This is a genomic window from Saccharopolyspora griseoalba, from assembly GCF_042665275.1.
Lineage (GTDB): Bacteria > Actinomycetota > Actinomycetes > Mycobacteriales > Pseudonocardiaceae > Saccharopolyspora > Saccharopolyspora griseoalba.
This window is the reverse complement of the sequence record NZ_JBHTCJ010000008.1, coordinates 86,361-110,901: the sequence shown is the minus strand read 5'-3', so window position 1 is coordinate 110,901 and position 24,541 is coordinate 86,361. Positions and strand designations below refer to the sequence as shown.

The 24,541-nt window shown below is 70.7% G+C and carries 23 protein-coding genes; 12 read left to right on the top strand and 11 right to left on the bottom strand.

Going from position 1 to position 24,541, the window contains the following annotated elements:
• Positions 1-182 precede the first annotated feature (182 nt).
• On the top strand, positions 183-1,541 hold the full coding sequence (locus ACFQRI_RS16820; protein ID WP_380669602.1) for a lipase family protein: 1,359 nt from the start codon (positions 183-185) through the stop codon (positions 1,539-1,541).
• Positions 1,542-1,593: 52 nt separating this feature from the next.
• Here ACFQRI_RS16820 and ACFQRI_RS16815 read toward each other — a convergent pair whose 3' ends face one another.
• Positions 1,594-1,818 (bottom strand): hypothetical protein, encoded by a 225-nt coding sequence (locus tag ACFQRI_RS16815; RefSeq protein WP_380669600.1) that lies wholly within the window; start codon positions 1,816-1,818, stop codon positions 1,594-1,596.
• A gap of 66 nt (positions 1,819-1,884) precedes the next feature.
• Positions 1,885-2,508 carry a MerR family transcriptional regulator gene (locus ACFQRI_RS16810; RefSeq protein WP_380669598.1) on the bottom strand — a complete coding sequence of 208 codons (624 nt, stop codon included), beginning with the start codon at positions 2,506-2,508 and terminating at the stop codon, positions 1,885-1,887.
• 78 nt (positions 2,509-2,586) lie between these two features.
• Here ACFQRI_RS16810 and ACFQRI_RS16805 point away from each other — a divergent pair, with 78 nt between their 5' ends.
• Positions 2,587-2,988 (top strand): hypothetical protein, encoded by a 402-nt coding sequence (locus ACFQRI_RS16805; RefSeq protein ID WP_380669596.1) that lies wholly within the window; start codon positions 2,587-2,589, stop codon positions 2,986-2,988.
• A gap of 84 nt (positions 2,989-3,072) precedes the next feature.
• Here ACFQRI_RS16805 and ACFQRI_RS16800 read toward each other — a convergent pair whose 3' ends face one another.
• From ACFQRI_RS16800 to ACFQRI_RS16785, 4 genes are all read right to left on the bottom strand, one after another.
• Positions 3,073-3,993 carry an NAD(P)/FAD-dependent oxidoreductase gene (locus tag ACFQRI_RS16800; protein ID WP_380669594.1) on the bottom strand — a complete coding sequence of 307 codons (921 nt, stop codon included), beginning with the start codon at positions 3,991-3,993 and terminating at the stop codon, positions 3,073-3,075.
• Between the two features lie 101 nt (positions 3,994-4,094).
• Positions 4,095-4,808: an alpha/beta hydrolase gene (locus ACFQRI_RS16795; RefSeq protein ID WP_380669592.1), complete on the bottom strand. Its 714-nt coding sequence runs from the start codon at positions 4,806-4,808 to the stop codon at positions 4,095-4,097.
• A 103-nt stretch (positions 4,809-4,911) separates the two neighbouring features.
• The gene (locus ACFQRI_RS16790; RefSeq protein ID WP_380669590.1) at positions 4,912-6,120 is read right to left on the bottom strand and encodes an acyl-CoA dehydrogenase family protein; all 1,209 of its coding nucleotides are present in this window, start codon (positions 6,118-6,120) and stop codon (positions 4,912-4,914) included.
• Positions 6,121-6,183: 63 nt separating this feature from the next.
• Positions 6,184-7,479, bottom strand: coding sequence for an acyl-CoA dehydrogenase family protein (locus ACFQRI_RS16785; protein WP_380669913.1), 1,296 nt, complete (start codon positions 7,477-7,479; stop codon positions 6,184-6,186).
• Positions 7,480-7,759: 280 nt separating this feature from the next.
• Here ACFQRI_RS16785 and ACFQRI_RS16780 point away from each other — a divergent pair, with 280 nt between their 5' ends.
• From ACFQRI_RS16780 to ACFQRI_RS16770, 3 genes are all read left to right on the top strand, one after another.
• Positions 7,760-9,256: a potassium/proton antiporter gene (locus ACFQRI_RS16780; protein ID WP_380669588.1), complete on the top strand. Its 1,497-nt coding sequence runs from the start codon at positions 7,760-7,762 to the stop codon at positions 9,254-9,256.
• Between the two features lie 87 nt (positions 9,257-9,343).
• Positions 9,344-9,787, top strand: a complete 444-nt coding sequence (locus tag ACFQRI_RS16775; protein ID WP_380669586.1) for a hypothetical protein — start codon at positions 9,344-9,346, stop codon at positions 9,785-9,787.
• 13 nt (positions 9,788-9,800) lie between these two features.
• A complete protein-coding gene (locus ACFQRI_RS16770) occupies positions 9,801-10,538 on the top strand; it encodes a protein phosphatase 2C domain-containing protein (protein WP_380669584.1) in 738 nt (245 codons plus the stop codon).
• Here the strand turns inward: ACFQRI_RS16770 and ACFQRI_RS16765 are convergent.
• Both ACFQRI_RS16765 and ACFQRI_RS16760 read right to left on the bottom strand, forming a co-directional pair.
• The gene (locus ACFQRI_RS16765) at positions 10,535-11,422 is read right to left on the bottom strand and encodes a DUF72 domain-containing protein (RefSeq protein WP_380669582.1); all 888 of its coding nucleotides are present in this window, start codon (positions 11,420-11,422) and stop codon (positions 10,535-10,537) included. The two genes, ACFQRI_RS16770 and ACFQRI_RS16765, sit on opposite strands and share 4 nt — an antisense overlap.
• 55 nt (positions 11,423-11,477) lie before the next feature.
• On the bottom strand, positions 11,478-11,966 hold the full coding sequence (locus tag ACFQRI_RS16760; RefSeq protein ID WP_380669580.1) for a Pycsar system effector family protein: 489 nt from the start codon (positions 11,964-11,966) through the stop codon (positions 11,478-11,480).
• A 164-nt stretch (positions 11,967-12,130) separates the two neighbouring features.
• Here ACFQRI_RS16760 and ACFQRI_RS16755 point away from each other — a divergent pair, with 164 nt between their 5' ends.
• The 4 genes from ACFQRI_RS16755 to ACFQRI_RS16740 are packed head-to-tail and all read left to right on the top strand — an operon-like array spanning position 12,131 to position 17,063.
• A complete protein-coding gene (locus ACFQRI_RS16755) occupies positions 12,131-12,796 on the top strand; it encodes a Crp/Fnr family transcriptional regulator (protein ID WP_380669911.1) in 666 nt (221 codons plus the stop codon).
• Positions 12,796-13,782: a hypothetical protein gene (locus ACFQRI_RS16750; RefSeq protein ID WP_380669579.1), complete on the top strand. Its 987-nt coding sequence runs from the start codon at positions 12,796-12,798 to the stop codon at positions 13,780-13,782. The genes ACFQRI_RS16755 and ACFQRI_RS16750 overlap by 1 nt, the downstream gene beginning before the upstream one ends.
• Positions 13,673-15,790: a hypothetical protein gene (locus ACFQRI_RS16745; RefSeq protein WP_380669577.1), complete on the top strand. Its 2,118-nt coding sequence runs from the start codon at positions 13,673-13,675 to the stop codon at positions 15,788-15,790. Before ACFQRI_RS16750 ends, ACFQRI_RS16745 begins: the two co-directional genes overlap by 110 nt.
• Positions 15,791-15,800: 10 nt before the next feature.
• Entirely contained in the window at positions 15,801-17,063 is a 1,263-nt protein-coding gene (locus tag ACFQRI_RS16740; RefSeq protein WP_380669575.1) for a hypothetical protein, read from the top strand.
• Between the two features lie 121 nt (positions 17,064-17,184).
• On the opposite strand, the gene ACFQRI_RS16735 is transcribed toward ACFQRI_RS16740, so the two are convergent.
• The 3 genes from ACFQRI_RS16735 to ACFQRI_RS16725 all read right to left on the bottom strand — a co-directional run bounded on the left by ACFQRI_RS16735 (position 17,185) and on the right by ACFQRI_RS16725 (position 20,808).
• A complete protein-coding gene (locus ACFQRI_RS16735) occupies positions 17,185-18,006 on the bottom strand; it encodes an FAD binding domain-containing protein (RefSeq protein WP_380669573.1) in 822 nt (273 codons plus the stop codon).
• Positions 18,003-18,476 carry a (2Fe-2S)-binding protein gene (locus ACFQRI_RS16730; RefSeq protein WP_380669571.1) on the bottom strand — a complete coding sequence of 158 codons (474 nt, stop codon included), beginning with the start codon at positions 18,474-18,476 and terminating at the stop codon, positions 18,003-18,005. Before ACFQRI_RS16730 ends, ACFQRI_RS16735 begins: the two co-directional genes overlap by 4 nt.
• Positions 18,477-18,549: 73 nt before the next feature.
• On the bottom strand, positions 18,550-20,808 hold the full coding sequence (locus ACFQRI_RS16725; protein WP_380669569.1) for a xanthine dehydrogenase family protein molybdopterin-binding subunit: 2,259 nt from the start codon (positions 20,806-20,808) through the stop codon (positions 18,550-18,552).
• 482 nt (positions 20,809-21,290) lie between these two features.
• On the opposite strand from ACFQRI_RS16725, the gene ACFQRI_RS16720 reads away from it, so the two are divergent.
• The 3 genes from ACFQRI_RS16720 to ACFQRI_RS16710 all read left to right on the top strand — a co-directional run bounded on the left by ACFQRI_RS16720 (position 21,291) and on the right by ACFQRI_RS16710 (position 24,430).
• Complete coding sequence (locus ACFQRI_RS16720; RefSeq protein WP_380669567.1) at positions 21,291-23,087, top strand: hypothetical protein; 1,797 nt, start codon at positions 21,291-21,293, stop codon at positions 23,085-23,087.
• Positions 23,088-23,198: 111 nt separating this feature from the next.
• Complete coding sequence (locus ACFQRI_RS16715; protein WP_380669566.1) at positions 23,199-23,492, top strand: hypothetical protein; 294 nt, start codon at positions 23,199-23,201, stop codon at positions 23,490-23,492.
• Positions 23,493-23,632: 140 nt separating this feature from the next.
• A complete protein-coding gene (locus tag ACFQRI_RS16710) occupies positions 23,633-24,430 on the top strand; it encodes a hypothetical protein (RefSeq protein ID WP_380669564.1) in 798 nt (265 codons plus the stop codon).
• The last annotated feature ends 111 nt before the right edge of the window (positions 24,431-24,541 follow it).

Below are 24,541 nucleotides of genomic sequence, written 5' to 3'. Positions count from 1 at the left end.
CCTGGAGTCGGCGACCGCCGCCGACGCGCCCGCGGACCCGCGGCCACCGCCGCGCGTCCCGAAACGTCGTGCCCGGCCGGGAAACCGCCGCCGCACCGATGCCGCACGGGTCGCGGAGAACCACCGCCGACCCGATCGGCTCGCGCAGTTCGCACCATCCAACGACGCAGGGAGCGATCCGCATGAACCGATCCGTCCACCACCCGCCGTCCGCGGCCCGCAGACGGGCTCGCGTCCTGGTCACCGCGACCGCGCTCTCGCTGGCCCTCGCCGGCGTGCCGGCCGCGCCCGCGAGCGCCGCCGAACCGCCCACCGGGCCGGGCCCGGTCAGCGCCGGTTTCTACGACCCGCCCGCCGAACTCCCGGAAGCGGACGGCGCGCTGGTGCGCACCGAGCCGCTGCCGCTGGCGCTGAGCCTGCCCAGCATCGGCGGGAAGCAGTTGCCCGGCACGGCGACCCGCCTGATGTACAAGACCACCGACTCCACCGGAGGGCCCGCCGCGGTGAGTGGCGCCTACATCGAACCCGCCGCGCCGTGGCGGGGGCCGGGGCCGCGCCCGCTCGTGGCGGTGGCGCCCGGGACGATGGGTCAGGGCGACGCGTGCGCGGCGTCGATGGGCCTGCAGCGCCCGATCTCGCTGGACGGCGACTCGGTGTCGGTCGGCTACGAGGACGTCGCGATCTACCGGCTGCTGGCCGAGGGCGCGGCCGTGGTCGTCACCGACTACGTGGGTCTGGGCACCACCGATCGGCTGCACACCTACGTCAACCGGATCGACGGCGGGCACGCGCTGCTCGACGCGGTCCGCGCGGCGCGCTCGCTGCCCGGCGCGTCGGTCGCCGACGACTCGCGGGTCGCCCTCTACGGCTACAGCCAGGGCGGCGGGGCCAGCGCCTCGGCGGCGGAGCTGCAACCGGACTACGCCCCGGACGTCGAGCTCTCGGGCGCCTACGTCGGCGCACCGCCCGCCGACCTCGCCGAGGTCGTCGAGGGCATCGACGGCAGCGCGCTGGCCGGGGCGCTCGGCTGGGCGCTCAACGGCTTCCTGCAGGCGAACCCCGACCTGCGCCCGATCGCCGCGCGCTACCTCGACGGGGACGGTGCGGCGGCGCTGGAGGACCTGTCCACCGCCTGCATCGGCGACGGCATCCTCGGCCACGCCTTCGCCCGCAGCGCCGACTGGACCACCACCGGCCAGAGCCTCGGGGAGGTCGTGGCCGCCGAACCTGCGGTGCGCGAGGTGCTCGACGAGCAGCTGCTCGGCACCGCGAAGCCGGCGACCGCGGTCCGCGTGGCCACCGGCGTGCGCGACGACGTCGTGCCGCACGCGCAGGCCCGGCAGCTGGCCGCCGACTGGTGCGCCGAGGGCGGCGAGGTCACCTACGAGCCGGTGCTGCTGCCCGACCTGGGCGAGGGCCTGCTGACCAACCACCTGGCCCCGCTGCTGGCCGACCAGGGCGCGGCCATCGACTGGTTGACCGAGCGCCTCTCCGGCGCGCCCGCGGGCGCCAACTGCGGCGCGCTGCCCGAGCTGCCCTGACGCGCCCGCCCCCGTCAGGAGCGCCGGGCCCCGCCGCCGCTGGGCGAAGTGCTCAGCGGCGGCGGGAGAGCTCGACGAGCACGGCGATCAGCAGGCAGGCCACGAGGACCGCGATCGCCGCGGTCGGCAGGACGGCCGCGGCGCGGCCCGATCGGAGCATGGTGACCAGGACGGCCAGCCCGGCGGTCAGCAGAACCGCCTGCAGGACCAGGGTTCCGCGGGACAGGCCGCGCGCGTTCCGCCTCGCCCGTAACAGCCAGCTCCGTCGCCCGTTCATGGCGGCACACGCTAACTCCTGGCACCGGGCCGTGGGAGGGGTGCGGCGCGGGGGATTCGTTGGTTTTCAGGAGTCGGCTTCGCCTCGGGATCGGCGGGCCAGGTCCTCCTGCGCCATCCGGCGGAGTGCGACCAGCACCGGGTCGACCAGCAGCGTGCCGAGCACGACGTAGGTGGTGGCGTCGGGGGCGTCCCGCAGCTCGCCGCCAAGCGCGGCCAGGTCGACCTCGGCGATCTCGGTGGCCGCGTCGGCGTACTCCTCCAGCGCGCTGTCCGGCAGCGGCTGGCCCGAGCGCTCCAGGCGGTCGATGGCCGCGGCCAGGGACAGCGCGTGCGCCTCCTCCCGGGCGCCGAGCCACGACCGCCCGTCCATCAGGCGGGTCACCCGTCGACGGGCCTCCTCCGAGGGGGGCTCGTTCGGGGGCGGCGAGAGCAGCCGGTGGGCGCTGGCGATGGCCGCGGTGCGGTCGGTGGTTTCGTCGTCGATCACCGCCAGCACGCCCCTGACCTGGTCCAGGCTCAGGCCCGCCACGTCGACCAGCGCGCGGATCAGCCGCAGCCGCGCCACGTGGGTGCCGTCGTACCTGGTGCGGGTGGTGCCGACGGGCTCGCCGGGCGGCAGCATGCCTTCCCGCTGGTAGTACTTGATCGTCGGCACCGGTGTTCCGCTGCGCTCGGACAGCTCGCTCATCCACACGTCGCCATCTTGACACTTGGATAGCTCACTGTCCAAACTTTGGATAGTTGCCTATCCAGAAGGTGGTGCACGATGCTCTCCACCGAGAGCCAGGTCCTCGCCGGGATCCTGCTGCTGTCCCTGATCACCGTCGAAACCGGCGGGATGTACCTGGTCAAGATCGTCAGCGGCCCCGCGCCGGCCACGGCGTTCCAGGAGAAGTTCGCCCGCGCCGGGCACGCGCACGCCGGCGTGCTGCTGCTGCTCGCGCTCGTCGTGCAGCCCTACGCCGACGCGGCCGGCCTCGACGGGGTCCTCGGCTGGACGGCCCGCGCCGGGGTCGCGGTCTCGGCCCTGCTGATGCCGGGCGGGTTCTTCTTCTCGTCGATGGGCGCCGGTCGCGAACGCCCCAACGCCCTGATCGTCCTGGTCTACCTGGGCGCGCTCCTCCTGGCGATCTCCCTGGCGACGCTCGGCCTCGCCCTCCTGCTGTGAGGCGCGCGGCCCCTCCTCCCATCGAGAGCCCGCGGTGGTCGCGGGGGCTCCTGGTGGAAGAGGGGCCGCGCGCCCCGGGCCGGATCAGGTGGCGGCCAGCGCCGCCTCGACGTCCTCGGCCAGGAGGTGGTGGTTGAGGGCGATGCCCGCCGTCATGCCCTCCGCGGCGGCGTTGACGAGCTGAGCGGGGTTGTCGACGACGTTGCCCGCCGCCCAGACGCCCGGCACGCTGGTGCGCCCCGAGGGATCGACCGCCACCCAGCCGTTCTCGCCGCGCTCGCAGCCGAGCTCGCCGAGCAGCTGGTCGCGCGGGAGGAACTGCGGGCCGACGAACGCGACCTCGCGCGGCACCACGCGGCCGTCGGCCAGCTCCACGCCCGCCAGACCGCCGGCGCCGGGGACCAGCCGCGCGACCGGTCCGTCGACCACCTCGACGTCGCGCGCTTCCAGGCGCCTGCGCTCCTCGTCGGTGGGCTCGATGGTGTTCGGGAAGAACACCACGTCGGCCGACCACTGCCGCACCAGCTGGGCCTGGTGCATGGTGAACGGGCGGTTGTCCCCGCCGAGCACGGCCAGCGGCCGGTCGCGCACCTCGTAGCCGTGGCAGTAGGGGCAGTGCAGCACGTCGTCGCCCCAGCGCTCGCGCAGTCCCGGGATGTCGGGCAGCTCGTCGGCGAGCCCGGTGGCCACCAGCAGCCCGCGCGCGGTGAGCTCCCGGCCGTCGTCCAGGGATATCGAGAACCCCTCCGGGTCAGCGGGTTTGGCCCCGACGACGCGGGCCGGGACGATCTCGCCGCCGCATCGGCGGACCTCGGCCCGGCCGGTTTCGAAGAACTCGACCGGGGTGATGCCGTCCCGGGACAGGTAGCCGTGCACGTGGCCGGCGGGCTCGTTGCGCGGTTCGCCCGCGTCGAGCACGGCGATCTTCCTGCGGGACCGGGCCAGCACCAGGCCGCCCGAGAGCCCGGCCGCTCCGCCACCGATGATCAGCACGTCGTAGTCCACTTCAAACCTCCTGAGGTCGGGTTCGCGCCCCTGCGGCCGAAAAAATCCCCGCGCTCGGTGCGCGGGGACGTTCCGGACGGTCAGGGCGGGGCCCGACGACCCTAGAGGAAGCCGCGCACGGTCTCCAGCGCTCTCTCCACGGCCTGCCGGGACTCCTCGGTGTGGTCCAGGGTGTCGAAGGAGTGCTGGCCGTTCGGGACGTCGACCACCTCCAGGCGCGCCGTCCTCCTGGCGGCGTCCACGAAGGACTCGACGCCCGCCGCGATCGACGGGTCCTCCCGCCCGGCACGGGTGAGCACGATCGGCGGTGAACCCGCGCCGAGCGCCCCGATGGGGTCGAAGCGCGGATCGACCTGCCACTCCGGAGGCGGTACGGCCACCGGGTAGGAGGCCGCGAGGCAGCGCAACCACTCCGGGGGCGTGCGCAGCCAGTCGGCCAGCAGGGGCCCGCCGCCGGAGAAGAACCACAGCGCCACGCGAGACCCGTCGACGCCCGGGTGCGCCCGCGCGGACTCGACCGCGGCGGCCACGTCGTCGGCGGCCTTCGGGTAATCGGCGGGGGAGTGCAACCCGTGCTCGACCACGACACCCACCGACCCGCGCGCGGCCGTCAGCGCCCCGTAGCCGCGGAACACCGGCCATTCCCGGGGAGTGGGGGACAGCTCGGCGGGAAGCGGTCCGCCGTGCACGAGCACCACTGCGGGACGCGGCTCGGCGGCGTCCGGCAGGTAGACGTCGGAACGGCCGTCGCGCACCGCGTCGCGCGGCTCCAGCGGCAGCACGAACGGCTGCGCGATGTAGTCCTCGAAACCCATGGCCGGAGCGTAGTGCTCCGATTCGCCCGGAGAAATCCGATTTGCGCCCGAGGTGCGAAGCGGCCGCCGGAGCCGCGCGGGCTCCGGCGGCCGGGACGGGGGCCTACTTGAGCTCGGCGCTGGACTTGCCCAGCAGCCTGCGCGCCACGATGAGCTGCTGGATCTGCTGGGTGCCCTCGAAGATGTCGAGGATCTTGGCGTCCCGCGACCACTTCTCGAGCAGCGACTCCTCGGTGTAGCCGACGGTGCCGCACAGCTCCACGCAGCTCAGGGTGACGTCGACGACCGAACGTCCCGCCTTGGCCTTGGCCATCGAGGCCTGCAGCGAGTTCGGCTTGCGGTTGTCGGCCATCCACGCGGCCTGCATGGTCAGCAGGTAGGCGGCCTCGTAGTCGGCCTCCAGCTGCAGGTACCGCGCCGCCGCGGCGTGCTGGGAGTTGGCCGGGCGGTCGTAGTCGACGGTGATGCCCGCCTCGGCCAGGACCTTCTGGGTCTCCTCCAGCGCCGCCCGCGCGACGCCGATGGCCATCGCGGCCACCAGCGGGCGGGTGTTGTCGAAGGTCTGCATGACCCCGGCGAACCCGGACTTGGTGTCGATCTCCGGCGAGCCCAGCAGGTTCTCCTTGGGCACCCGGCAGCCGTCCAGCCGGATCACCGCGGTGTCCGAGGCCTTGATGCCCAGCTTGTGCTCCAGGCGCTCGACCGAGATGCCCGGGCGGGACTTCTCCACCACGAAGGACTTGATCGCCGCGCGGCCCTGGGACTTGTCCAGCGTCGCCCACACGACCACGGTGTCGGCCCGGTCGCCGGCGGTGACGAAGATCTTCTCGCCGTTGAGCACGTACTCGTCGCCGTCGAGCTCGGCGGTGGTGGTGATGTTGGCCGAGTCCGAGCCGGTGCTCGGCTCGGTGATGGCCATCGCCGCCCACACGTTGGCGAATCGCTCGGCCTGCTCCTCGTTGGCCACCGAGGCGATGGCCGCGTTGCCCAGGCCCTGCCGCGGCATGGCCAGCAGCATCGCCAGGTCGCCCCAGCACATCTCGATGGTGCCCAGCACGAGGTTGAGGTTGCTGCCGTTGCGGTTGCCCTGCTTGGTCTTGTCCTCGTCCTTGCGCACGCCCGCGGCGCCCGCGCCGCCCTCGCCCGAGGAGTTCAACCCGTCCAGCAGCGCGGCGAGGGTGTCGAGCTCCTTGGGGTAGCTGTGCTCCAGCCGGTCGTACTTGCGCGAGATCGGCCGGAAGACCTCGGACGCGGCCTGGTAGGCCTGGTTGACCAGGCCTCGGGCCTTCTTCGGGACCTCAAGATTGATCATCGGAATTCCCCTCCAGGAGCCTGCGGAAGGTCCGCAGCGTCGGTTCGGTGCTGCGACCGGTCCTCAGACCAGGACCGCGCCTTCCATCACGCCGATCGCCCGCAGGTCCCGGTACCAGCGCTCGACCGGATGTTCCTTGGTGTAGCCGTGCCCGCCGAGCAGCTGCACGCCCGCGCTGCCGATGAACATGCCCTTGTCCACCGCGAGCTTGCGGGCCAGCGCCACCTCCCGAGCGCACGGCAGGCCCTGCTCGGCGCGCGAGGCGGCGCGCAGGGTGGTCAGCCGGATGCTCTCCAGCTCGATGCCGATGTCGGCGACGTTGAAGGCCACCGCCTGCCGGTGGCTGATCGGCTCGCCGAACGCGGTGCGCTCGTTGACGTACGGGATGACGTAGTCGAGCACGGCCCTGCCGGTGCCCATCGCCAGCGCCGCCCAGGCGAGCCGGGACAGCCGCACCAGGTCGGTGAACACCTCGGTCTTTCCGCCGCCGAGCAGCGCGCCGGAGCCGACCTCGACGCTCTCCAGGTGCAGCTTGCCGGTGCTCGCGCCGCGCAGGCCCATCGCGGGCTCGGACTCGATGGACACGCCGCTGGTGGAGGACTCCACCAGGAACAGCGCGGGGCCGTTGCCCTGCAGGTCGGCCGAGACGAGGAACAGCTCGGCCTCGGCGGCCCGCGGCACCATCGACTTCACGCCGGTGATCCGGTACCCGGTCGCGGTGCGCTCGGCCTTGGTGGTGGGCTTGAACGGGTCGGCCAGCGCCACCCGCTCCTGCAGCGCCAGCGCGGCGGCGGGCACGTGCTCGCCCGCGAACGCGGGCAGGTACGTGGCCTGCTGCTCCTCGTCGCCCCACTGGGTCAGCGCGTTGGACACCGCCGAGGGCGCCAGGATGGCCACCGCCAGGCCCATGTCGCCGTGCGCCAGGGCCTCGGTGACCAGCACGTTGGTCACCGCGGAGCGCTCGGTCCCCAGGCCGCCGAGCTGCTCGGGAATGCCCACCGAGGCGAGCCCCAGCTCGGCGGAGCGCTCCACCAGGCCCGCCGGGGTGGCCAGGGTGGCGTCGGCGTCGTGCGCGGCGGGACGCACCTGCTCCGCGGCGAACTCGCGCACCGTCTCGGCGATGAGCGCCTGCTCCTCGTCGGGCTCCAGGTCGAAGAGGTCCTTCGACGGCGCCGAGGTCAGCCGTGCTGGCTTGTCCAGGCCCTGCACCTTCTTGAACTGCCGGGTAGCTGCGCCCGCCGCGCGGAAGCCGGTGCGGGTGCCGTTCTGCACCAGGTTCTCGAACTGCTTGCGCAGGCCGACCTTGTCGATGATCGGCGCGCTGGCGATCTTGGCGATGGCGGCGAGGCCGAGCCCCATGGCGTCGCGCTTGCGCGCGCCGGCCTGCCCGCGATGGACGTTTGACACGGTGCGTCTCCAATCGGCCGACGTCGGCCGGGCGTTATCTACTCCTGAGTAAAATAACGCGCGCTTCGATCGGCGCACCAGTGAGTCCGGTCACCAGTTCCTTGCGCTCGGGAGAAGGACTCCGAACAGCGCAACCGCCGCCGCGTACCAGCCGAGGGGCGACGCGGCGAAACGGATGAGCGAGCGCTCGGCGGTTAGGATCATCGGACACTTCGGGCGGAAGTGGGGATCGATGAGCCTGGTGCAGCTGAACCTCGGCATGCTCGCCGGCGGCCTGGTGCTGCTGGCGAGCATCGTCGCGACCCGGGTGGCCCACCGGGTCGGCCTGCCGAGCCTGCTGCTGTTCCTGGCGCTGGGCGTGCTGCTCGGCGAGGACGGGCTGGGCGTCGAGTTCGACGACGCCGAGCTCGCCCGCAACCTCGGCACCGCGGCGCTGGCGGTGATCCTGGTCGAGGGCGGATTGACCACCAAGTGGGCCGACGTGCGAAGACTCCTGGCCCCGGCCGGGCTGCTGGCCACCGCCGGGGTGGGGGTCAGCGTCGTGGTCACCGCCGTCGGCACGCACTTCCTGCTGGGGGTGCCCTGGCAGCTGTCGCTGCTGCTCGGCGCGATCGTGTCCTCCACCGACGCGGCCGCGGTGTTCTCGGTGCTGCGGGTGCTGCCGCTGCCGCGCCGCCTCGCCGGGCTGCTGGAGGCCGAGTCGGGCTTCAACGACGCGCCGACGGTGATCCTGGTGCTGCTGTTCAGCACCGTTCCGCTGAGCCTGAGCCCGATGGACTTCGCCGCGAGCCTGGGCTACCAGCTGATCGCGGGCGTGGTGATCGGCCTCGGGCTGGGCTGGCTGGGCGCGGTCGCGCTGCCGCGGATGGCGCTGCCCGCCTCCGGGCTGTACCCGCTGGCGACCTTCGGGCTGGGCATGGTCGCCTTCGCCGCGGCGGGAACGCTGCAGGCCAGCGGCTTCATCGCGGCCTACCTGTGCGGGGTGGTGCTGGCGAACCGGGGCCTGCCGCACCGCTCGGCCACCCGCTCGTTCGCCGAGGGGCTGGGCTGGCTTGCCCAGATCGGGCTGTTCGTGCTGCTCGGCCTCCTGGTGACCCCGAGCAGGCTGCCGGGGGTCGTGCTGCCCGCGCTGGTCGTCGGCCTGGTCCTGCTGGTGGTCGCCCGCCCGCTGTCGGTGGTCATCGCGATGGCCGGCTTCCGGATGCCGCTTCGCGAGCAGGCCTTCCTGTCCTGGGCGGGCCTGCGCGGCGCGGTGCCGATCGTGCTCGCCACCTTCCCGGTGGTGCAGGGGGTGCCCGGCAGCGAAGGGCTGCTGGACGTGGTGTTCGTGCTGGTCATGATCTTCACCCTGGTCCAGGGGCCGAGCCTGCGGCCGCTGGCCAGGCTGCTCGGGCTCATCCCGCGCGAGGCCACCCGCGAAGTGCAGGTGGAGGCGGCCCCGCTGGACGTGCTCGACGCCGAGCTGCTGTCCATGTCCGTTCCGGCCGGTTCCGAGCTGCACTCGGTGTCGGTCCGCGAGCTGCGGCTGCCCGACCCGGGCGTGGTCACCCTCGTCATCCGCGACGGGCGGACGTTCGTCCCGAGCCCGGAGACCGTCCTGGAAACCGGCGACGAGCTGTTCATCGTGACCACGTTCGCGCAGCGCGAGGCCACCGAGCGCCGAGTCCGGGCGGTCAGCCGCCGCGGTCGCCTCGCCGGCTGGTACGGCGAACGCGGCGATCCCGCCTGATCGCGCGGGATTCCCGCGAACCCCTCCACGCGATGATCTCGCGGGCTTAGGATCGCGGCGGTCTGCGAACCCGTCCAGGAGGAAGTCATGGCGACCTGGCAGGACCTGCGCGCGTTCATCCGGTCCGAGTACCGGCCGGCCCCCGACGAGGACGAGGACGAGTTCGCCGAGGAACCCGAGTTCCGGATCATCGAGTCCAGCGACGAGGAGATCCGCGTCCTCGTCGAGTACGACGACGACCGCAGCCAGATCGTCATCGTCTGCCACGAGGTGCTGGACGACCGCGAGGACTGGGTGCAGGTGGTGTCGGTCGTCGGCCGCGCCTCGAACACCGACCTGCGCAAGGTGCTGGAGGAGCTGGGCCAGGTCTCGGCGGTGTGCGGCGCGGTGATCATCGGCGACCACCTCGTGCTGCGGCACGCGCTGCCGCTGCTCAACCTGGACATCAACGAGTTCGTCGACCCGCTGAACTTCGTCGCCGAGACCGCCGACCACCTCGAGGAGCTGTTCTTCCACGAGGACGACCACTGAACCGGGAGCGCGGATGGACGTGGCCGCCGCGACGATCGCCGCACCGGGGCGGCGCAACGAGGACTGCTTCGCCGCCGGCCCCGACTGGGCCTTCGTGCTCGACGGCGCGACCGCCCCGCCGGGCGTGGACAGCGGCTGCGCGCACGACGTCGTCTGGCTGGTCCGCCAGCTCGGCGGGGCGCTCGCCGGGCTGCTGACGAGCTCGGAAGCGCCGCTGGCCGAGGTGCTGGCCGAGGCCGTCGAGCGCACGCGCGCCGCGCACCCGGGGTGCGACCTGAGCAACCCGTCGAGCCCGTCGTCCACGGTCACGATGCTGCGCGTGCGCGAGCGCGCGGAGTACCTGGTGCTGGCCGACAGCCCGCTGGTGCTCGACACCGGCGCCGAGGTGCGCGCGGTCGTCGACGACCGCCTGGACCACCTGCCCTCCTACACCCAGGAGGCCGTTCGCGACCTGCGCAACCACCCCGAGGGCTTCTGGGTGGCGAGCACCGACCCGGAAGCCGCCCACCAGGCGGTCCGGGGCGCGGTCCCGAGCCTGCACCGCGCGGCGCTGCTCACCGACGGGGCGTCCCGCTACGTCGAGCACTTCCACCGCACCGACTGGCCCGGCCTCCTCGACCTCCTGAGCACGCGGGGTCCCGACGAGCTCCTCGTCCGAGTGCGCCAGGCCGAGACCGCCGAACCGCCCCCGCCGAGGGCGAAACCCCACGACGACGCGACGGCGCTGGTGGTTCGAGCCGCACGCCCCTAGGCCGAACCGCCAGCGGATCGCGCGAAGTGGGCGGCGAGGGTCTGGGCGTCCTCCGGGGCGTGGGCCTTGATGTCGTTGTCGAAGTAGGCGTAGACGTCGCGGGGCCGGTCGTCCGCGGGCGGTTCGGCGACGGTGCGCTCGGTGGCCGGGCAGCGGCCGGAGCGCCACGCGGCGATGAGCTCCGCCCAGCGCTCCAGCTCCGCGTCGCCGTAGCCGCTGGCGTAGAGCTCCTCGGCGCCGTGGAAGCGGAGGTAGACGAAGTCCGCGGTGACGTCCTCCAGGTGCGGCCAGCTGCCCGCCGCGTCGGCGACGACCAGCCCGATGCGGTGCTCGCGCAGCAGCTCCACGGCCTCGGCGTCGGCGAACGAGGAGTGGCGCACCTCCAGCGCGTGCCGCAGCGGGCGGTCCGCGTCGGTCTCGGTCAGCGCCCGCCCGGACAGCCGATCGTCGTGCCGCGCGGCGAGCTCGGCGGCCTGCCCGGTGCTGCGCGGCAGCTCACCGAAGAACTCCACCAACCGCTCGGGCTCGAAGGCCTGCGACGGCGGCAGCTGCCACAGCAGCGGACCCAGCTTGCCGCCCAGCGCCAGCACGCCGGAGGCGAAGAAGTTCGCCAGCGCGGTTTCGACCTCGCGCAACCGCTTCATGTGCGTGATGTACCGGCTGCCCTTGACCGCGAAGACGAAGTCGTCGGGGGTCTGCTCGGCCCACCGCCGGTAGTTCTCCGGTCGTTGCAGCGAGTAGAACGAGCCGTTGACCTCCACGGTGCCCATCCGCTCGGCCAGGAACTCCAGCTCCGCACCGCGCTTCAACCCCCGCGGGTAGAACGGCCCGTGCCACGGCCCGTACACCCACCCGGAAGTCCCGACCCGAACGCACCCCACCATCACCCCCACGCTAACCCCACCAGCGCGGCCGCCACCTCAGCCGAACTCGATCGGGTTACTTGAGCAGTCCGGCGAGCAATGCGGTGATCAGGGCCAGTCCGAGCAACCAGAGCGCGGGTGTGACGTTTCGGAACTTTTGCCGTGCGATGTGACTGGTCGTCCACACCTGCTCGGCGAGGGCCTCCTCGAGCTTCGAACCATCGTCGAGCAACCTGCGGTATGCGGCGATGAACTTGGTGGGTTCGGGGTATCTCCGCGCGATGGTGCCGAAGTACAGCAAGGACTCCGGCTGCGCGTTGCGCAGGCGGGGGACGAATACCCGCAGCGCGAACAGGATGCTCGCGCTCACCGCCGCGATGCTGCTCAGCATCAGCGTGACGTGCGGCCACGCGGCCGACCAGGTGCCGTGCGCGGGGAGCGCCTTGATCAGAACACCCCCGAGCACCCCGTTGCCGGTGACGATGGCTGCGGCTTTGGTGTCGGCGACCTTGATCAGATCGTGGGTTTGCTGCAGTGCCTTCCACGCTTCATCGCTGGAGGTCATATCACCGAGGCTGCGGTGATACTGCCGAAATGCCAATGCCATTCGAGTGAGACGTCCATGACTTTCGGTGCGCGGTTTGCTCTCTTCGAGCGGTATCCCCGCGAACCGCTCGCGCCGGGTCTCGTCCGACGGGTACGGAAATCGACGTGCACTACGGAGAGAACATGTCTCCGCGAGGTTTTCGCGGATTTCTGGGCGAGCGACGGTGGCGAGCACTCGAAGGTCGAGGAGCACTGCGGATCTGCAGACCAGGTGAATACCTGCTGCGGCAAGGTGCCGAAGGTGGGTCTCTCTTCGCGCTGATCAGCGGAAGGGTCAAGGTGCTGGCGGGGGATCGGGACGGGGCCGAAGTGCTGCTCTCGCTCCGGGGGCCTGGAGATCTCGTGGGTGAGATGGCCGCCCGACGCCGGGCGACCCGGAGCGCGACGGTCCAGACGCTCGAGAAGTGCACGATCCGTTCGCTGTCCCGTCCGGAATTCGACCGGTTCCTCGAAGAGGAGGAGGCGCAGGACGCCTTCACCGATTACCTTGTCGCGAAGCTGTCCGAAACCGTTCCGTACCAGGTGCAGCAGGTCCACTTCAGCCCGCGTCGCAAGCTCGCGCGCCTGCTGTTGGAGGTCGTTCGGCTCGCGGAGGCGGACAGCCCGGACTGCTACCGGATTCCGTTCTCGCAGCGCTCCTTGGCCCACGCTCTCGGCATGGTGCGCAGCACGGTGGCGGAGCAGATCCGCGGCATGCGTGCCGATGGCGTGCTTGGCCCAGGTCCGCGAATCGAGATCGCCGATCTCCGGGCCCTCGCCGAGGACGCCGGAGCGGTCAGCGACCAGTGATGCACATCACGGTCGAGCTGTCCGGCCGCGGACAACTGCCCTCGTCGAATTCCGCGAACCTTCGCGGTGACGTGAACATCCAGGAAGGAGTAGTGCCCATGCGTGCGCCTTCGCACCAACCGACCGAGCTGCCCCCGTACCGAGCTGTGCTGGTGGTCGACGTGAAGGACTTCAGCGGACGCAAGACCCGCGACCACGAGGAGATCACCCGCCAGATCCCGATCATCTTGGAGAACGCCTTCACCAGGTGTGGCCACGGGTGCCTGTGGGACTCCGGGTTCGGCGGCAGCACCGGTGACGGGTACTTCCGCATCCTCGAACCGAGCTGCTTGCCGTACCTGTTGAACCCGTTCCTGATGGCATTGCAGGACGAGCTCGACGACCAGAACAGCATGCAGCCCCCGCAGCACGGCAACTTGCGGATGCGGGTCGTCCTGGCGGTGGGGCCGATCACCGACTCCGGCGAAGCCGTGCTTGGCGACGGCAACGGCGCCACCAGGATCGAAGCCCACCGCATGCTGGACTCGGAGCCGGTCCGCGACATCCTGGCCCGCTCCAGCGACGCGACCCGCGTCGCCGCCATTGTGTCTCCACGCGTGTTCGAGGACGCCGTCATCTCGGGCTACGCGGCTGAGGACCCGTCGCTGTACGTCCCGGTCGATGTCGAGGTGAAGACCTTCGCGGGATCCGCCTACCTGCGAGTGCCGACCCCCTCCGGCGACCTGCTCCGCGAGGGGATCAAGTCGTCTGTCGGAATGGCTGGTGGGACGCGGGAGGAAGAGCCGCTGGAAACGAGATCCGAGTCGGATCCAGACGGCATGATGGCGGAAGTAATGGGGATCGGCAACATGTACGGCAATGTCGGACAGTTCGCAAGTGGATCTGGGCCTGCGCACTTCCACGCTGCCGGTGAAACGTCCGGTCGATCTCGGAACGCTGCCGCTAGGGCGAAGCGTCAACGTGACGAGGTCGATGATGTCGACTGACGAACGCGCTGCTGTCAAGGGCATCGAGAACGCCGAAGGGGATATCGGTCTATTCCAAGCTGCTCGTGAAGCCAGTGCCTCCGTTCACTACGGGGACCGTCACACGACGACCATCGTCTACACCGATCGCGGTGGCGGCCTGAACGAGGAGCGGGTCTCCACTTCGGTGGTGGCGGACGTGCAGCTCGGCGACCGCTTCGTGGCGCCGACGGGGTTTAAACGCGCCGCCGACATGCTGCTCGCTGAGCGGGCGGTTCTCGTCGATGGAGACCCGGGAATCGGGCGGAGCACAGCTGCGCGAAGGCTGTTTCAACCCTTCGACGGCGGGAAAACCCGTTATCGCATTCTGTCTCTCGACGACGAGGGGCGGGAGGTCTCCCTCGATCCAGAAGCTGTTCAGCCGGGCGAGCCGCTCCTGCTGGACCTCGCGGATGCTGCGCAGGACGTCTTCCTGGATGTTCAGGACAAGCTCCTGCAGCTCTGGGCGAGCGTCGTGGCCCAAGGAGCAATGCTGGTGATCGTTCCGCCAGTCGGCGTCGATGATTGCTTGCGGCCCGAGTGGGACGAGCTCCGGGCGCCCATTCAGCGTCCACGAGGCTCCGAGGTCCTCGCCAAGCACCTTGAAGCCGAATCGATGGACTACGACGCGGACGTGCTGGAGAGCCTGACGTTCTTGCGCCCGCATCTCGACAACGATCCGATGCGGGAACTCGTCCGCTTGTGCCGACGAGCGGTGGAGGCGCGTGAATCCAACCCGGACGACGTGGCGACCAATTGGCTTAAGAGCGCCTGCACCGACGTCGGAGGGTTGCGGCGCGAAGTTGCCGACGCGGTCGAGGGGTGGTCCGGGAAGTGGCGGGCGCTCGCCCTCTCCGCGGCGATGCTCAAGGATTCCAATCCCGATTCGGTCCACCTCGCTGCTGAGAAGCTGCGGAACCGCTTGCAGTACCGGATCTACCGTCCGCACGTTTTGGAGCAAGATGCGTTGAACGCCATGCTCGCGCGAGTGGGGGCGACCACCAACGAGCGCGACGAGGTGGGTTTCACCAAGACCTACTACGAGGGCGTCTTGCGCGACTACTTTTGGGAGAACTTCCCGGACATGCGCCGCGAGCTCGGCCATTGGGTCGGTGACTGCATCGTCGACTTCGGGTTCACGAACGAGGATCGAGATCGGTTGGTGGCGCGATTCGCCGAACAGGCCCGTCGTTCCGGGCGCATCGTTGATCTTTGCGAACTTGCTTCCAGGCTGGCTCCCGTTAAAGAGGGCAAACCGAGGACGCGGCCGTGGGCTGCCAGCGCTCTGGTCTACGGCCTGCAAGAGAACTCGGCCAACGGATCGGCGGCGGTAGTCCGCCGCCGGATCTACGAATGGGCGGCGAAGTCCACAGTTGCGAGCGATTTGGCGCACGTGCTGGTTTCGGTTTGTGCGGACGTCATGTCGGAAACGCACGCTGATCAAGCGATTGTGCGCTTGCGCTTGCTGACCACGCACGTCGATCCTTCGGTCGCGCGCGCGGCGAGCGATGCGATGGTACGCCTGGCTGAGGATTCCCGCTCCTACCGTCGCCTTTTGTGGCGGATGCGCATCTGGTTGGAAGAGCGTCGCAAGGAATCGGACGCCGCGTTGTTCCTCGCCGTTTCCCATCCCTCTCGGCTCATCGCGACGAGCGGCTCCTCGGAGCCGCTGATCGTCAATCGTGGATTACGTCGCCAGCTGACTTCCTGCTGGAGGGTTGTTTTTGCCAATGCTGTCCAGACTTGGCGTTCTGCCGCCGAAGGGTGGATGGAAGCATCAGTCGGCGATCGGCACGGTGCGCAATTGCTGGGCGTCGTCGTCACGGGAGCTGGTGGTGATCGCGCGACCCTGGCGTGGCTCCACGTGATTTGCCGGGATTGGGTGGCTGCTGCGGACGATCTGGATGAGCGGGAAGAGCGGCGGCGAACATTTCGAAACCTGTCGATGAAGATCGATGCTGCGCTGGGGTTGCAGCTCGCTGGCACCTAGGGGATGGACGATGTTGACAACCGATCAGAAGACCCAGATCCGCGTGCTCTCGGTCATGCTGGCTGTAGCCTGCGCAGTGCTCGGTCTCGTCTACGGGTGGCCGTTATGGCTGTGGATCGCATTGGTGGTCGTGCTCCTGCTCGCGCCGTCCCTGATCGCCTACGGGGTCGTCGAGTGGAACCTGCGCAAGCGGCAGCCAAACCCGCAGGTACAGGAGGAATGGGAACCTCCGTGGGAGGAGCCGGTTCCCGCTGCACCTGAGCCGGCCCGGTACAGCGTCGACTCCGTCCTCGTGCGGAGCGCTCACGAGGACTACCGCTTCTCGTTCTCCTGCACGGTCCTGTGGCGTTCGATGCCGAACGCTCCTGGCCTGCCGCATCCGAACCCGGGGGTGCTCGGTGCTGATCTGATCGTGGCCGAGGCGACCAAGCTCGCGGCCTCCGTGGAGCCCGGGGACGCTAGCAGCGCGCGGTACCGCATGATGAACGCGCTGGGGATGCCCAGGAAGGATCCGTCGGGGCGGGTCGAGGTGTGGGCGGACGACATCGAGCTGGCGTTGTCCGAGGACGACACCAAGCGCCTCGCGAGGTTGGCCAAGGTCCGCAAGGACGAGGAGGTCTGGGACTACGAACGTCGCTACGAGCTGAACGTGCGCAACTACCTCCGGGGAGATGTGCTCTCCGATGAGGCGAACGCCGTCGTGTGGTGGCTGGCGGGGCCCAGGACCGACGAGAAGCAGCGGGTGGACGAGGCTGTCGCCAAGCTCGAGAACCTCCGGCTGCTGGCACGAGCCGCGAACACGACCGAATCGGGCGGGGTGTGGGAACTGGCAGCTGGAAACGCCACGTCCGCTGGAGTGGTCCCCGCGCCGCAGGAGATGTACGTGCCCGCCTGGTCGAACGGGCAGGGTGAGGCGGTGCCGGAGTCCTCCCTGAGCGACTCCGCTGCCGGAGTGATCAGGGTCGTTGCGGATGGCCCTGAGCAAGCCATGTTCGCACGCCAAATGGCTGATCTGCTCGATGCCCAGGGGCGCTCTGACGTGGCCCAGGAGATGCGCGATCGGTTCGATGCACCGCACAGCCAGGAGTCGGACGCGCCGGTCAACGGCACCCTCGCGATTTCCGGGAGGGCTTCGGGGCCGGACCTCGGCGATACCGCACCGGGGACTACTGGCGCGGAAGGAGAGAGCGCGGCTGCTGAGGAGATATCGGTCGACGGTGAGGAGACGCGGACCTCAGCGGAGGAGACCGAGGAAGCTCGCGGCCCTGAATAGGATTTGCGGAAAGATCCCCCACGCCAGCCCGCGGTGTCGGAGAGCGGCCGGTGTTCCTTTTCATCGAAAGTCCCCGCGCGCTGGCTGGCGCGCGGGGACTTTCGACGAGGCGAGCGCGGGGTCAGCGCTGGCGGGTTGCTGCTGCTTCGAGGGCTCGGCGGACGAGGACCTTGGCCAGGTGGCTGCGGTAGTTGGCGCTGGCGCCCGGCTGGTCCGGTGGGGAGGTGTTCTCCGCCGCGCGCTCGGCGGCCTCGGTGGGGTTGGCGCCGGAGGCCAGGGCCTCCTCGACGCCCGTCGCGCGCATGGGCGTGGGGCCCATGTTGACCAGGGCGACCCGGTTGCCCGCCACGGCCACGCCGACGATGGCCCAGTCGATGGCGCGCTTGGTGAACTTCTGGAAGTCCCAGCCCTGGTTCGGGTTCTTGTCCACCCGGATCTCCACGAGCAGCTCGTCCTCGCCGAGGGCGGTCTCGAAGAAGTCGGTGAAGAACTCCGTCGCGGCGATCTCCCTGGTGCCCGACGGGCCCTGGGCGACCAGCACGGCGTCCAGCGCGAGCGCGACCGCCGGCAGGTCCGAGGCCGGGTCGCCGTGCACCAGCGAGCCGCCGATGGTGCCGCGGTGGCGGACCTGCGGGTCGCCGATGGTGCCCGCGGCGTGCGCCAGCAGCGGGACCTCGCGCTCGAGCAGCTCGGAGTGCTCCAGGTCGTGGTGCCTGGTGAGGGCACCGATGCGCACCTGCGAGCCCTCCTCGCGGACGTAGGACAGGTCCTGCAGGCTGCCGAGGTCGATGAGCACCTCCGGCACCGCGAAGCGCAGCTTCATCAGCGGCAGCAGCGAATGCCCGCCCGCCAGCAGCTTCGCGTCGTCGCCGTGCTCGGCCAGCAGGTTCAGCGCCTCGTCGACCGTGGTGGCCTTCTTGTAGGTGAACGCGGCGGGGATCATTCTGCGGCCCCCTGCTTCTCCTGGGCCGCGCTCAGCACGGCCTGGACGATGTTGTGGTAACCGGTGCAGCGGCAGAGGTTGCCCTCCAGGCCGGAGCGCACCTGCTCCTCGGTCGGGTTCGGGTTCTCCTCCACCAGCGAGACCGAGGCCATCACCATGCCCGGCGTGCAGTAGCCGCACTGCAGGCCGTGGTGCTTCTGGAAGGCGCGCTGCATCGGGTGCAGCTCCTCGCCCTCGCCGAGGCCCTCGATGGTGGTGACGTCCTGGCCCTCGGCCTGCGCGGCCAGCACCGTGCAGGACTTCACCGACTCGCCGTCGAGCAGCACCGTGCACGCGCCGCACGAGGTGGTGTCGCAGCCGACGTTGGTGCCGGTCAGCCCGCAGTCGTCCCGCAGGTACTGGACGAGCAGCGTGCGGTCCTCGACCTCGTGGCTCTGCTGCTCGCCGTTGACGTTGATCGAAACTTGCACGAACGAACTCCTAAGCGTGGTCCTCAGGCCGTTGATCGGCGACCAATGACCTTGAACGAACTCGGCTGCGTTTCTATGCCTCGTTGATGGCCGTCCACACCCGTTCGGGGGTGGTGGGCATCTCGATGTGCCGGACGCCGAGGTGCGCGACGGCGTCGACCACCGCGTTCTGCACCGCGGGCGTGGCGCCGATCGTGCCCGCCTCGCCGATTCCCTTGACGCCCAGCGGGTTCAGCGTGGTCGGGGTTTCCATCGTCAGCAGCTCGAAGCTGGGGAGCTCGGCGGCGCTGACGATCGCGTAGTCGGCGAAGCTGGCGTTCTGCGGCTGGCCGTCGGCGTCGTAGGAGACCTCCTCCAGCAGCGCCTGCGCCGCGCCCTGGGCGATGCCGCCGTGCCGCTGTCCCTCGGTGAGCACCGGGTTGAGGATCACGCCCGCGTCGTCCACGGTGACGTGCCGCAGGTAGTCGACCTTGCCGGTCTCGGTGTCCACCTCGACCACCGCGAGGTGCGAGCCGAACGGGAAGGTGGGGCGGTCCTCGACGTAGTGCACGTCGGCGGCCAGCCCGTCCCCGGCGCGCTGCGCGAGGTCGGCCCAGGACACCGAGACGTTCGGGGTGCCCCGGACCTGCCACTTGCCGTCGGTGAGCTCGAGATCGCCCTCGTCGATCTCGATCATCTCGGCGGCCAGCTTGCGGGCCTTGTCCTTGACCTCCACCGAGGCGCGGTGCACGGCGGTGCCGCCGAGCTGCAGCGAGCGGGACCCCATGGTGCCCACGCCGTTCGGGATCCGGTCGGTGTCGCCGTGCACGACCTCGATCTTGTCCAGATCGATGCCCAGCTGCTCGCTGACCAGCATCGCGTAGCTGGTCCAGTGGCCTTGCCCGTGCGGGGAGGAGCCGGTGAGCACCAGGACGCTGCCGTCCGGGTTGATCTCGACGTGCCCGGTCTCGCCCTCGGTGTTGTTCGGGGCGGTGATCTCGACGTAGCTGGACAGGCCGATGCCCAGCTGCTTGGTCGAGCCCTCGGCGCGCCGCTTGGCCTGCTCCTCGCGCAGGCCCTGGTAGTCGGCGGCCTCCAGGACCGAGTCCAGGCCCTTGATGTACTCGCCGCTGTCGTAGAGCATCCCGCCCGGCGTCTTGTACGGGAACTGCTCCGGCTTGACCAGGTTCTTGCGCCGGACCTCCGCCGGGTCGGCGCCGATCTCGGCGGCGAACAGGTCGATCGCGCGCTCGACGGCGGCGGTCGCCTCCGGGCGCCCGGCACCGCGGTAGGCGCCGATCGGCGTGGTGTTGGTGACCACGGTGCGCGCCTGCGACTCCACCTTGGCGATGTCGTAGACCCCGCTGGCCATCATCTGGGTGAACACCGGCAGGAACGCGCCCATCCGCGGGTAGGCGCCGACGTCCTGCACGATCTCCAGGCGGTAGGCGGTGACCCGGCCGTCGCGGGTGCCGCCGATGGTGACCCGGTGCCGCTGCGCGCGGCCGTGGGTCATGCCCACCAGGTTCTCGCTGCGCGTCTCGACCCACTTGACCGGCTTGCCGACCCGCTCGGACAGCAGCGACAGCAGCGCCGCCTCCTGCTCGGAGCCGATCTTGGCGCCGAACCCGCCGCCGACGTCCGGGGTGATCACCCGGATGCGCTCCTGGGGCAGGCCGAGGTTGCCCATCAGCTCGTCGCGGCAGGCCTGGGCGTTCTGGTTGGACAGCCAGAAGGTGACCTTCTCGCCCTCCCACGCGCACGCGGCCGAGCGGCCCTCCAGCGAGGCGGCGGCGACCCGCTGGTTGTGGATCTGCTCGCTGACCACGACCTCGCAGTCGTCGAACAGCCCGTCGTCGAGCTCGCCGGCGGTGCCGATGACGTTGGTGCCCGCTTCCGGGAACACCAGCTTCTCGCCCGAAATCGCCTCGTCGAGGTCGATGACCGCGTCCTGCGGCTCGTAGTCGATCGAGACGAGCTCGGCGGCGTCCTGGGCCAGCGCGGTGCTCTCGGCGACCACGGCCACGACCGGTTCGCCGACGTAGCGCGCGACGCCCTTGGCCAGGTGCGGGCGGTCCAGGCCGGGCGGGGTGGGGCCGCTGAGGCTGCCGCCGGACTCGTAGGGCGGCAGGTCCACGTCGTCGGCGGTGAACACGCCGTGCACCCCGGGAGCGGCCGCGGCCTCGGTGGTGTCGATTTCGGTGATGGTCGCGTTGGCCATCGGGCTGCGCACGAACACAACGCGCAGCGCGCCCTGCAGGGCGGGATCGCGCAGGTCGTCGACGTAGGTGCCGCCGACGGTCAGAAGGCGTGGGTCTTCGACACGTTGGACCCGGGTGCCGAGAATGCTCAAAGCTGCCTCGCAGTCACTGCGTTCAATTCGGGAACCGCTGCGAGTCTTATGCGCGGAACGCCGTGTCACAAGGGTCACACGCGAGGTTTTCCTACCAAATTGCCGAACGGGCGACGGGTTCGCGCCGCCGGGTGCGGGATCGGCTCGCCGCGCAGCCGAGAACTCATCCTTCCGGGTGATGCGACGGTCGCTCCCCGGAGCCTTCTTGCGAGCGCAACTGTCCACTGTGGATGAATTTGGCCGAGCGCTCTGGTCCGTCTGGTTGCTTTCGGCCCGCGCGGGGCTGCTGACGTGCTAGCTTCGCCTACCGGGCCGATGCGTCGGCCGAGGCTCCGCCGGGGTCGGATCCATGCCGCGCGCGAACGGCTTTCGCGATGTTCGCGAACCGCCTGTTAATTCGTTCGGGTGAACTGAGACGATTGCAACGCTCGATGTCACAGTTAGGGGTGACAGCTGTCCTCGTTTCGTGTTCGATCTCGACCATGACCTCGCTGATGCGGCCCCTGGCGGACCGCGCCCCGGCTGACGGCGCGGGTCCCGAACAGGTCCTCGTCGCCTGGGGTGGCGCGGTGCTGCTCGCCGTCGGCCTGGTCGCGCTCGGCCGCGCGCATCGCACCGGTCGCATCACCTGGCTCGCGCGCGTGTCCGAGCGCGCCGAGCACTCCCGGCTGCTGCGCGGCTTGCCCGGCTGGTCGGCGCTGCCGATGGCGCTCGCGCTCCCCTCGGTGGTCGTCGCGCTGATCGGGCTGTACTGGAGCATCGCGCTGCGCATCACGACCGGCGCTCGCAGCCCGCACGCCGACCTCGCGCACCTCCCGCTGCTGCTCGGGTTGTTCGGGCTGTTCACCGCGGGGGTGCTGGCGATCGTCCTGCCGCGGGGCGAGCGACCTGGCCGCGCCTCGGTGCGCATCACCGCCGACTGGCACGCGCCGGCCTCCGGGCTGGTGCTGGTCATCGCGGGCGGCTACGCGCTGCTGGGCTTCGCGCTCGACGGCGTCTGGCACCGCATCTACGGCGAGGACGTCACGCTGTGGGGCCCGACGACGCTGATGCTCATCGGCGGCACCGGGCTGTCGCTGGTGGCCGTGTCGTTACTGGAGCGCGAGGGCCGCTTCGTGCGCACCGGCAGGGCCGAGACGATGCGCGCCAACTACGTGCGGCGCGGGATGCTCAGCGGCGCGCTGCTGCTGGGCCTCTCGGTGTTCCAGACCGAGTTCGACTTCGGCGTGCCGCAGTTCCGGATGGTCTTCCACCCGCTGCTGATCGCCCTCGCGGCGGGCTGCGCGCTGGTGACCGCGCGGATGTGGGTCGGTCGCGGCGGCGCGCTGTTCGCCGTCGGCTGCTACCTGGTGGTGCGCGGCGGGATCCTGCTGCTGCTCGGGCCCGCCTTCGACGAGCTGAGCTCGGGCATCCCGCTGTACCTGGTCGAGGCGCTGTGCGTCGAGATCGCCGCGGTGGCGCTGGCCCGCCGACCGCTGCTGCTGGGCATCGCGGCCGGCCTGCTGATCGGCACCATCGGCTTCACCTGCGAGTACCTGTGGACCCAGCTGGCCTTCCGGCTGCCCTGGGAGCCGGACATGCTCGTCGAGGGCGTGGCGATGTCGCTGGCGGGCGGCGTGGCTGGCGGTCTGCTCGGCGCGCTGCTGGTGCAGGCGCTGCGCGGCGAGCTCTCCGGCGCGGTGGTGCGCAACGGCACCTTCGCCGGCGCGCTGGCGGTGGTCGTGCTGGCCGTGGCCAACGGGGTGATCGGATCGGCGCCCAGCGGGGTGACCGCGAACGTGGCGCTGGACCCGGAGACGCACCAGGCCGAGATCCGCATCTCGCCGCCGGACCTCGCGCAGAACCCGACCTGGCTGACGGTGACCGGCTGGGCGGGCGGCGGCCTGCACGTGGACCGGTTGCAGGAGGTCGCGCCCGGGGTGTACCGCACGCACACCCCGGTACCGCTGGACGCCCACTGGAAGACGATGGTGCGGCTGCACCACGGGCGCTCGATCGTGGCCGTGCCGATCGACCTGCCCCGCGCCGCGCCGCTGGACGTCTCGGCGCGGCCGACGTTCAGCAGGCAGGCGACCTCGGAGTTCGACCTGCTGCAGCGCGAGGCCGCGCCGGGCGTTCCGGGCTGGCTGTGGCACGCCGCGACCGCGGTGGTGCTGGTGTGCTCGCTGGCGCTGGTGGTCCTGCTGGGCTGGGCGGCGCAGCGGATCGGCCGGGCGATCTCCGGGCCGCCGTGCACCGAGAAGCTGCCCTTCGCGCCCAGGGCGTCCGCGGAGTCCTGATCGTCCGTTCGGGGAGCGTTCCAAGATCCAATAATGTGGCACTTGTCACAATTGGCGGATCCGGGCAGAGTCGGAGGCGGAAAGCCACGACTAGGCGAGAGGTGTTCGCCCATGACCTCGACGACCACCGAACTGGCCGACTTCCAGCGCGTCCTCGGGCAGCTGCGCAGCAGCGCGAACGCGCTGCGGGCCCGCTACGGCGACGACCCGGCCGTGCGCCGGATTCAGAACGACCTGGAGCGGCTGGACATCGACGCCGCCGAGCTCGCCGCGGTCGTGCCCGCCCCGCGCCGGGAGACCGGCGTCGGCCAGGGCGAGGTCGTGATGGTGCCGGACACGCCCTACGACCCCTCGCTGTGGGAGGACGCCGACGACGAGGGGATCGGCGGCCAAGGACGGAGCTGACGACCGGCCCAGCCGAGCGGACTCGATCGGGTGCACCCGGACATTGCGCCGGGTGGGGGACTACTCATGTGCCTGTGAGGTGATCCACAATGGTCGGCCTCAGGTGAGCACCGGACTACCGACGACAACGAGGTCCGCGCATGTCCGCACCCCCGACCACCGGCCGAGCCCGCCTCTCCGCGCGCACCCTGCGCACCGACCGGTGGTGGCTGCCGCCGCTGCTGACCTTCCTCGGGCTCGCCGCGTTCGTGGTCTACGGCCTGGTCCGCACGTTCATGAACGCCTACTACTGGGTGCCCGAGCACAACTACCTGGCGCCCTTCTTCTCGCCGTGCCTGTCGGCGGCCTGCGTGCCCGGCGCCAGCCACTTCGGGCAGCCCGCGCCCGATCTCGGGCCGCTGGTGCCGCCGCCGATCTTCGTGCTGCCGTTCGTGCTCGGATTCCGGCTGACCTGCTACTACTACCGCAAGGCCTACTACCGCTCGTTCTGGGCGTCGCCGCCGGCCTGCGCGGTCTCCGAGCCGCACCGCCGCTACACCGGTGAGGCGCGGTTCCCGCTGATCATGCAGAACGTCCACCGGTACTTCTTCTACGCGGCGATGCTCGTCGCGCTGGTGCTGACCTACGACACGGTCATCGCCTTCCGGGGGACGAGCGGCGGCGTGGGCGTCGGGCTCGGCACGCTGCTGATGTTGATCAACGTCGTGCTGCTGTGGGCCTACACGCTGTCCTGCCACTCCTGCAGGCACCTCATCGGCGGCAGGCTCAACCACTTCTCCAAGCACCCGGTGCGCTACTGGCTGTGGACCAAGATCACCTGGCTCAACGGCAAGCACATGCTGCTGGCCTGGAGCTCGCTGGCCTCGGTCGCGCTGGTCGACCTCTACGTGATGCTGGTGGCCACCGGCGCCATCAGCGATCCCCGGTTGTTCAACTGAGCGTTTCGAGGTGATTCGCGTTGTGCGGCAGGGGGACCTGAGCGCGGGCCGCGGAGCTCGTCCTCAGCAATGCCAGCGAACCGTCCTCGCCGCGCAGGCGGCGCGGGCGGT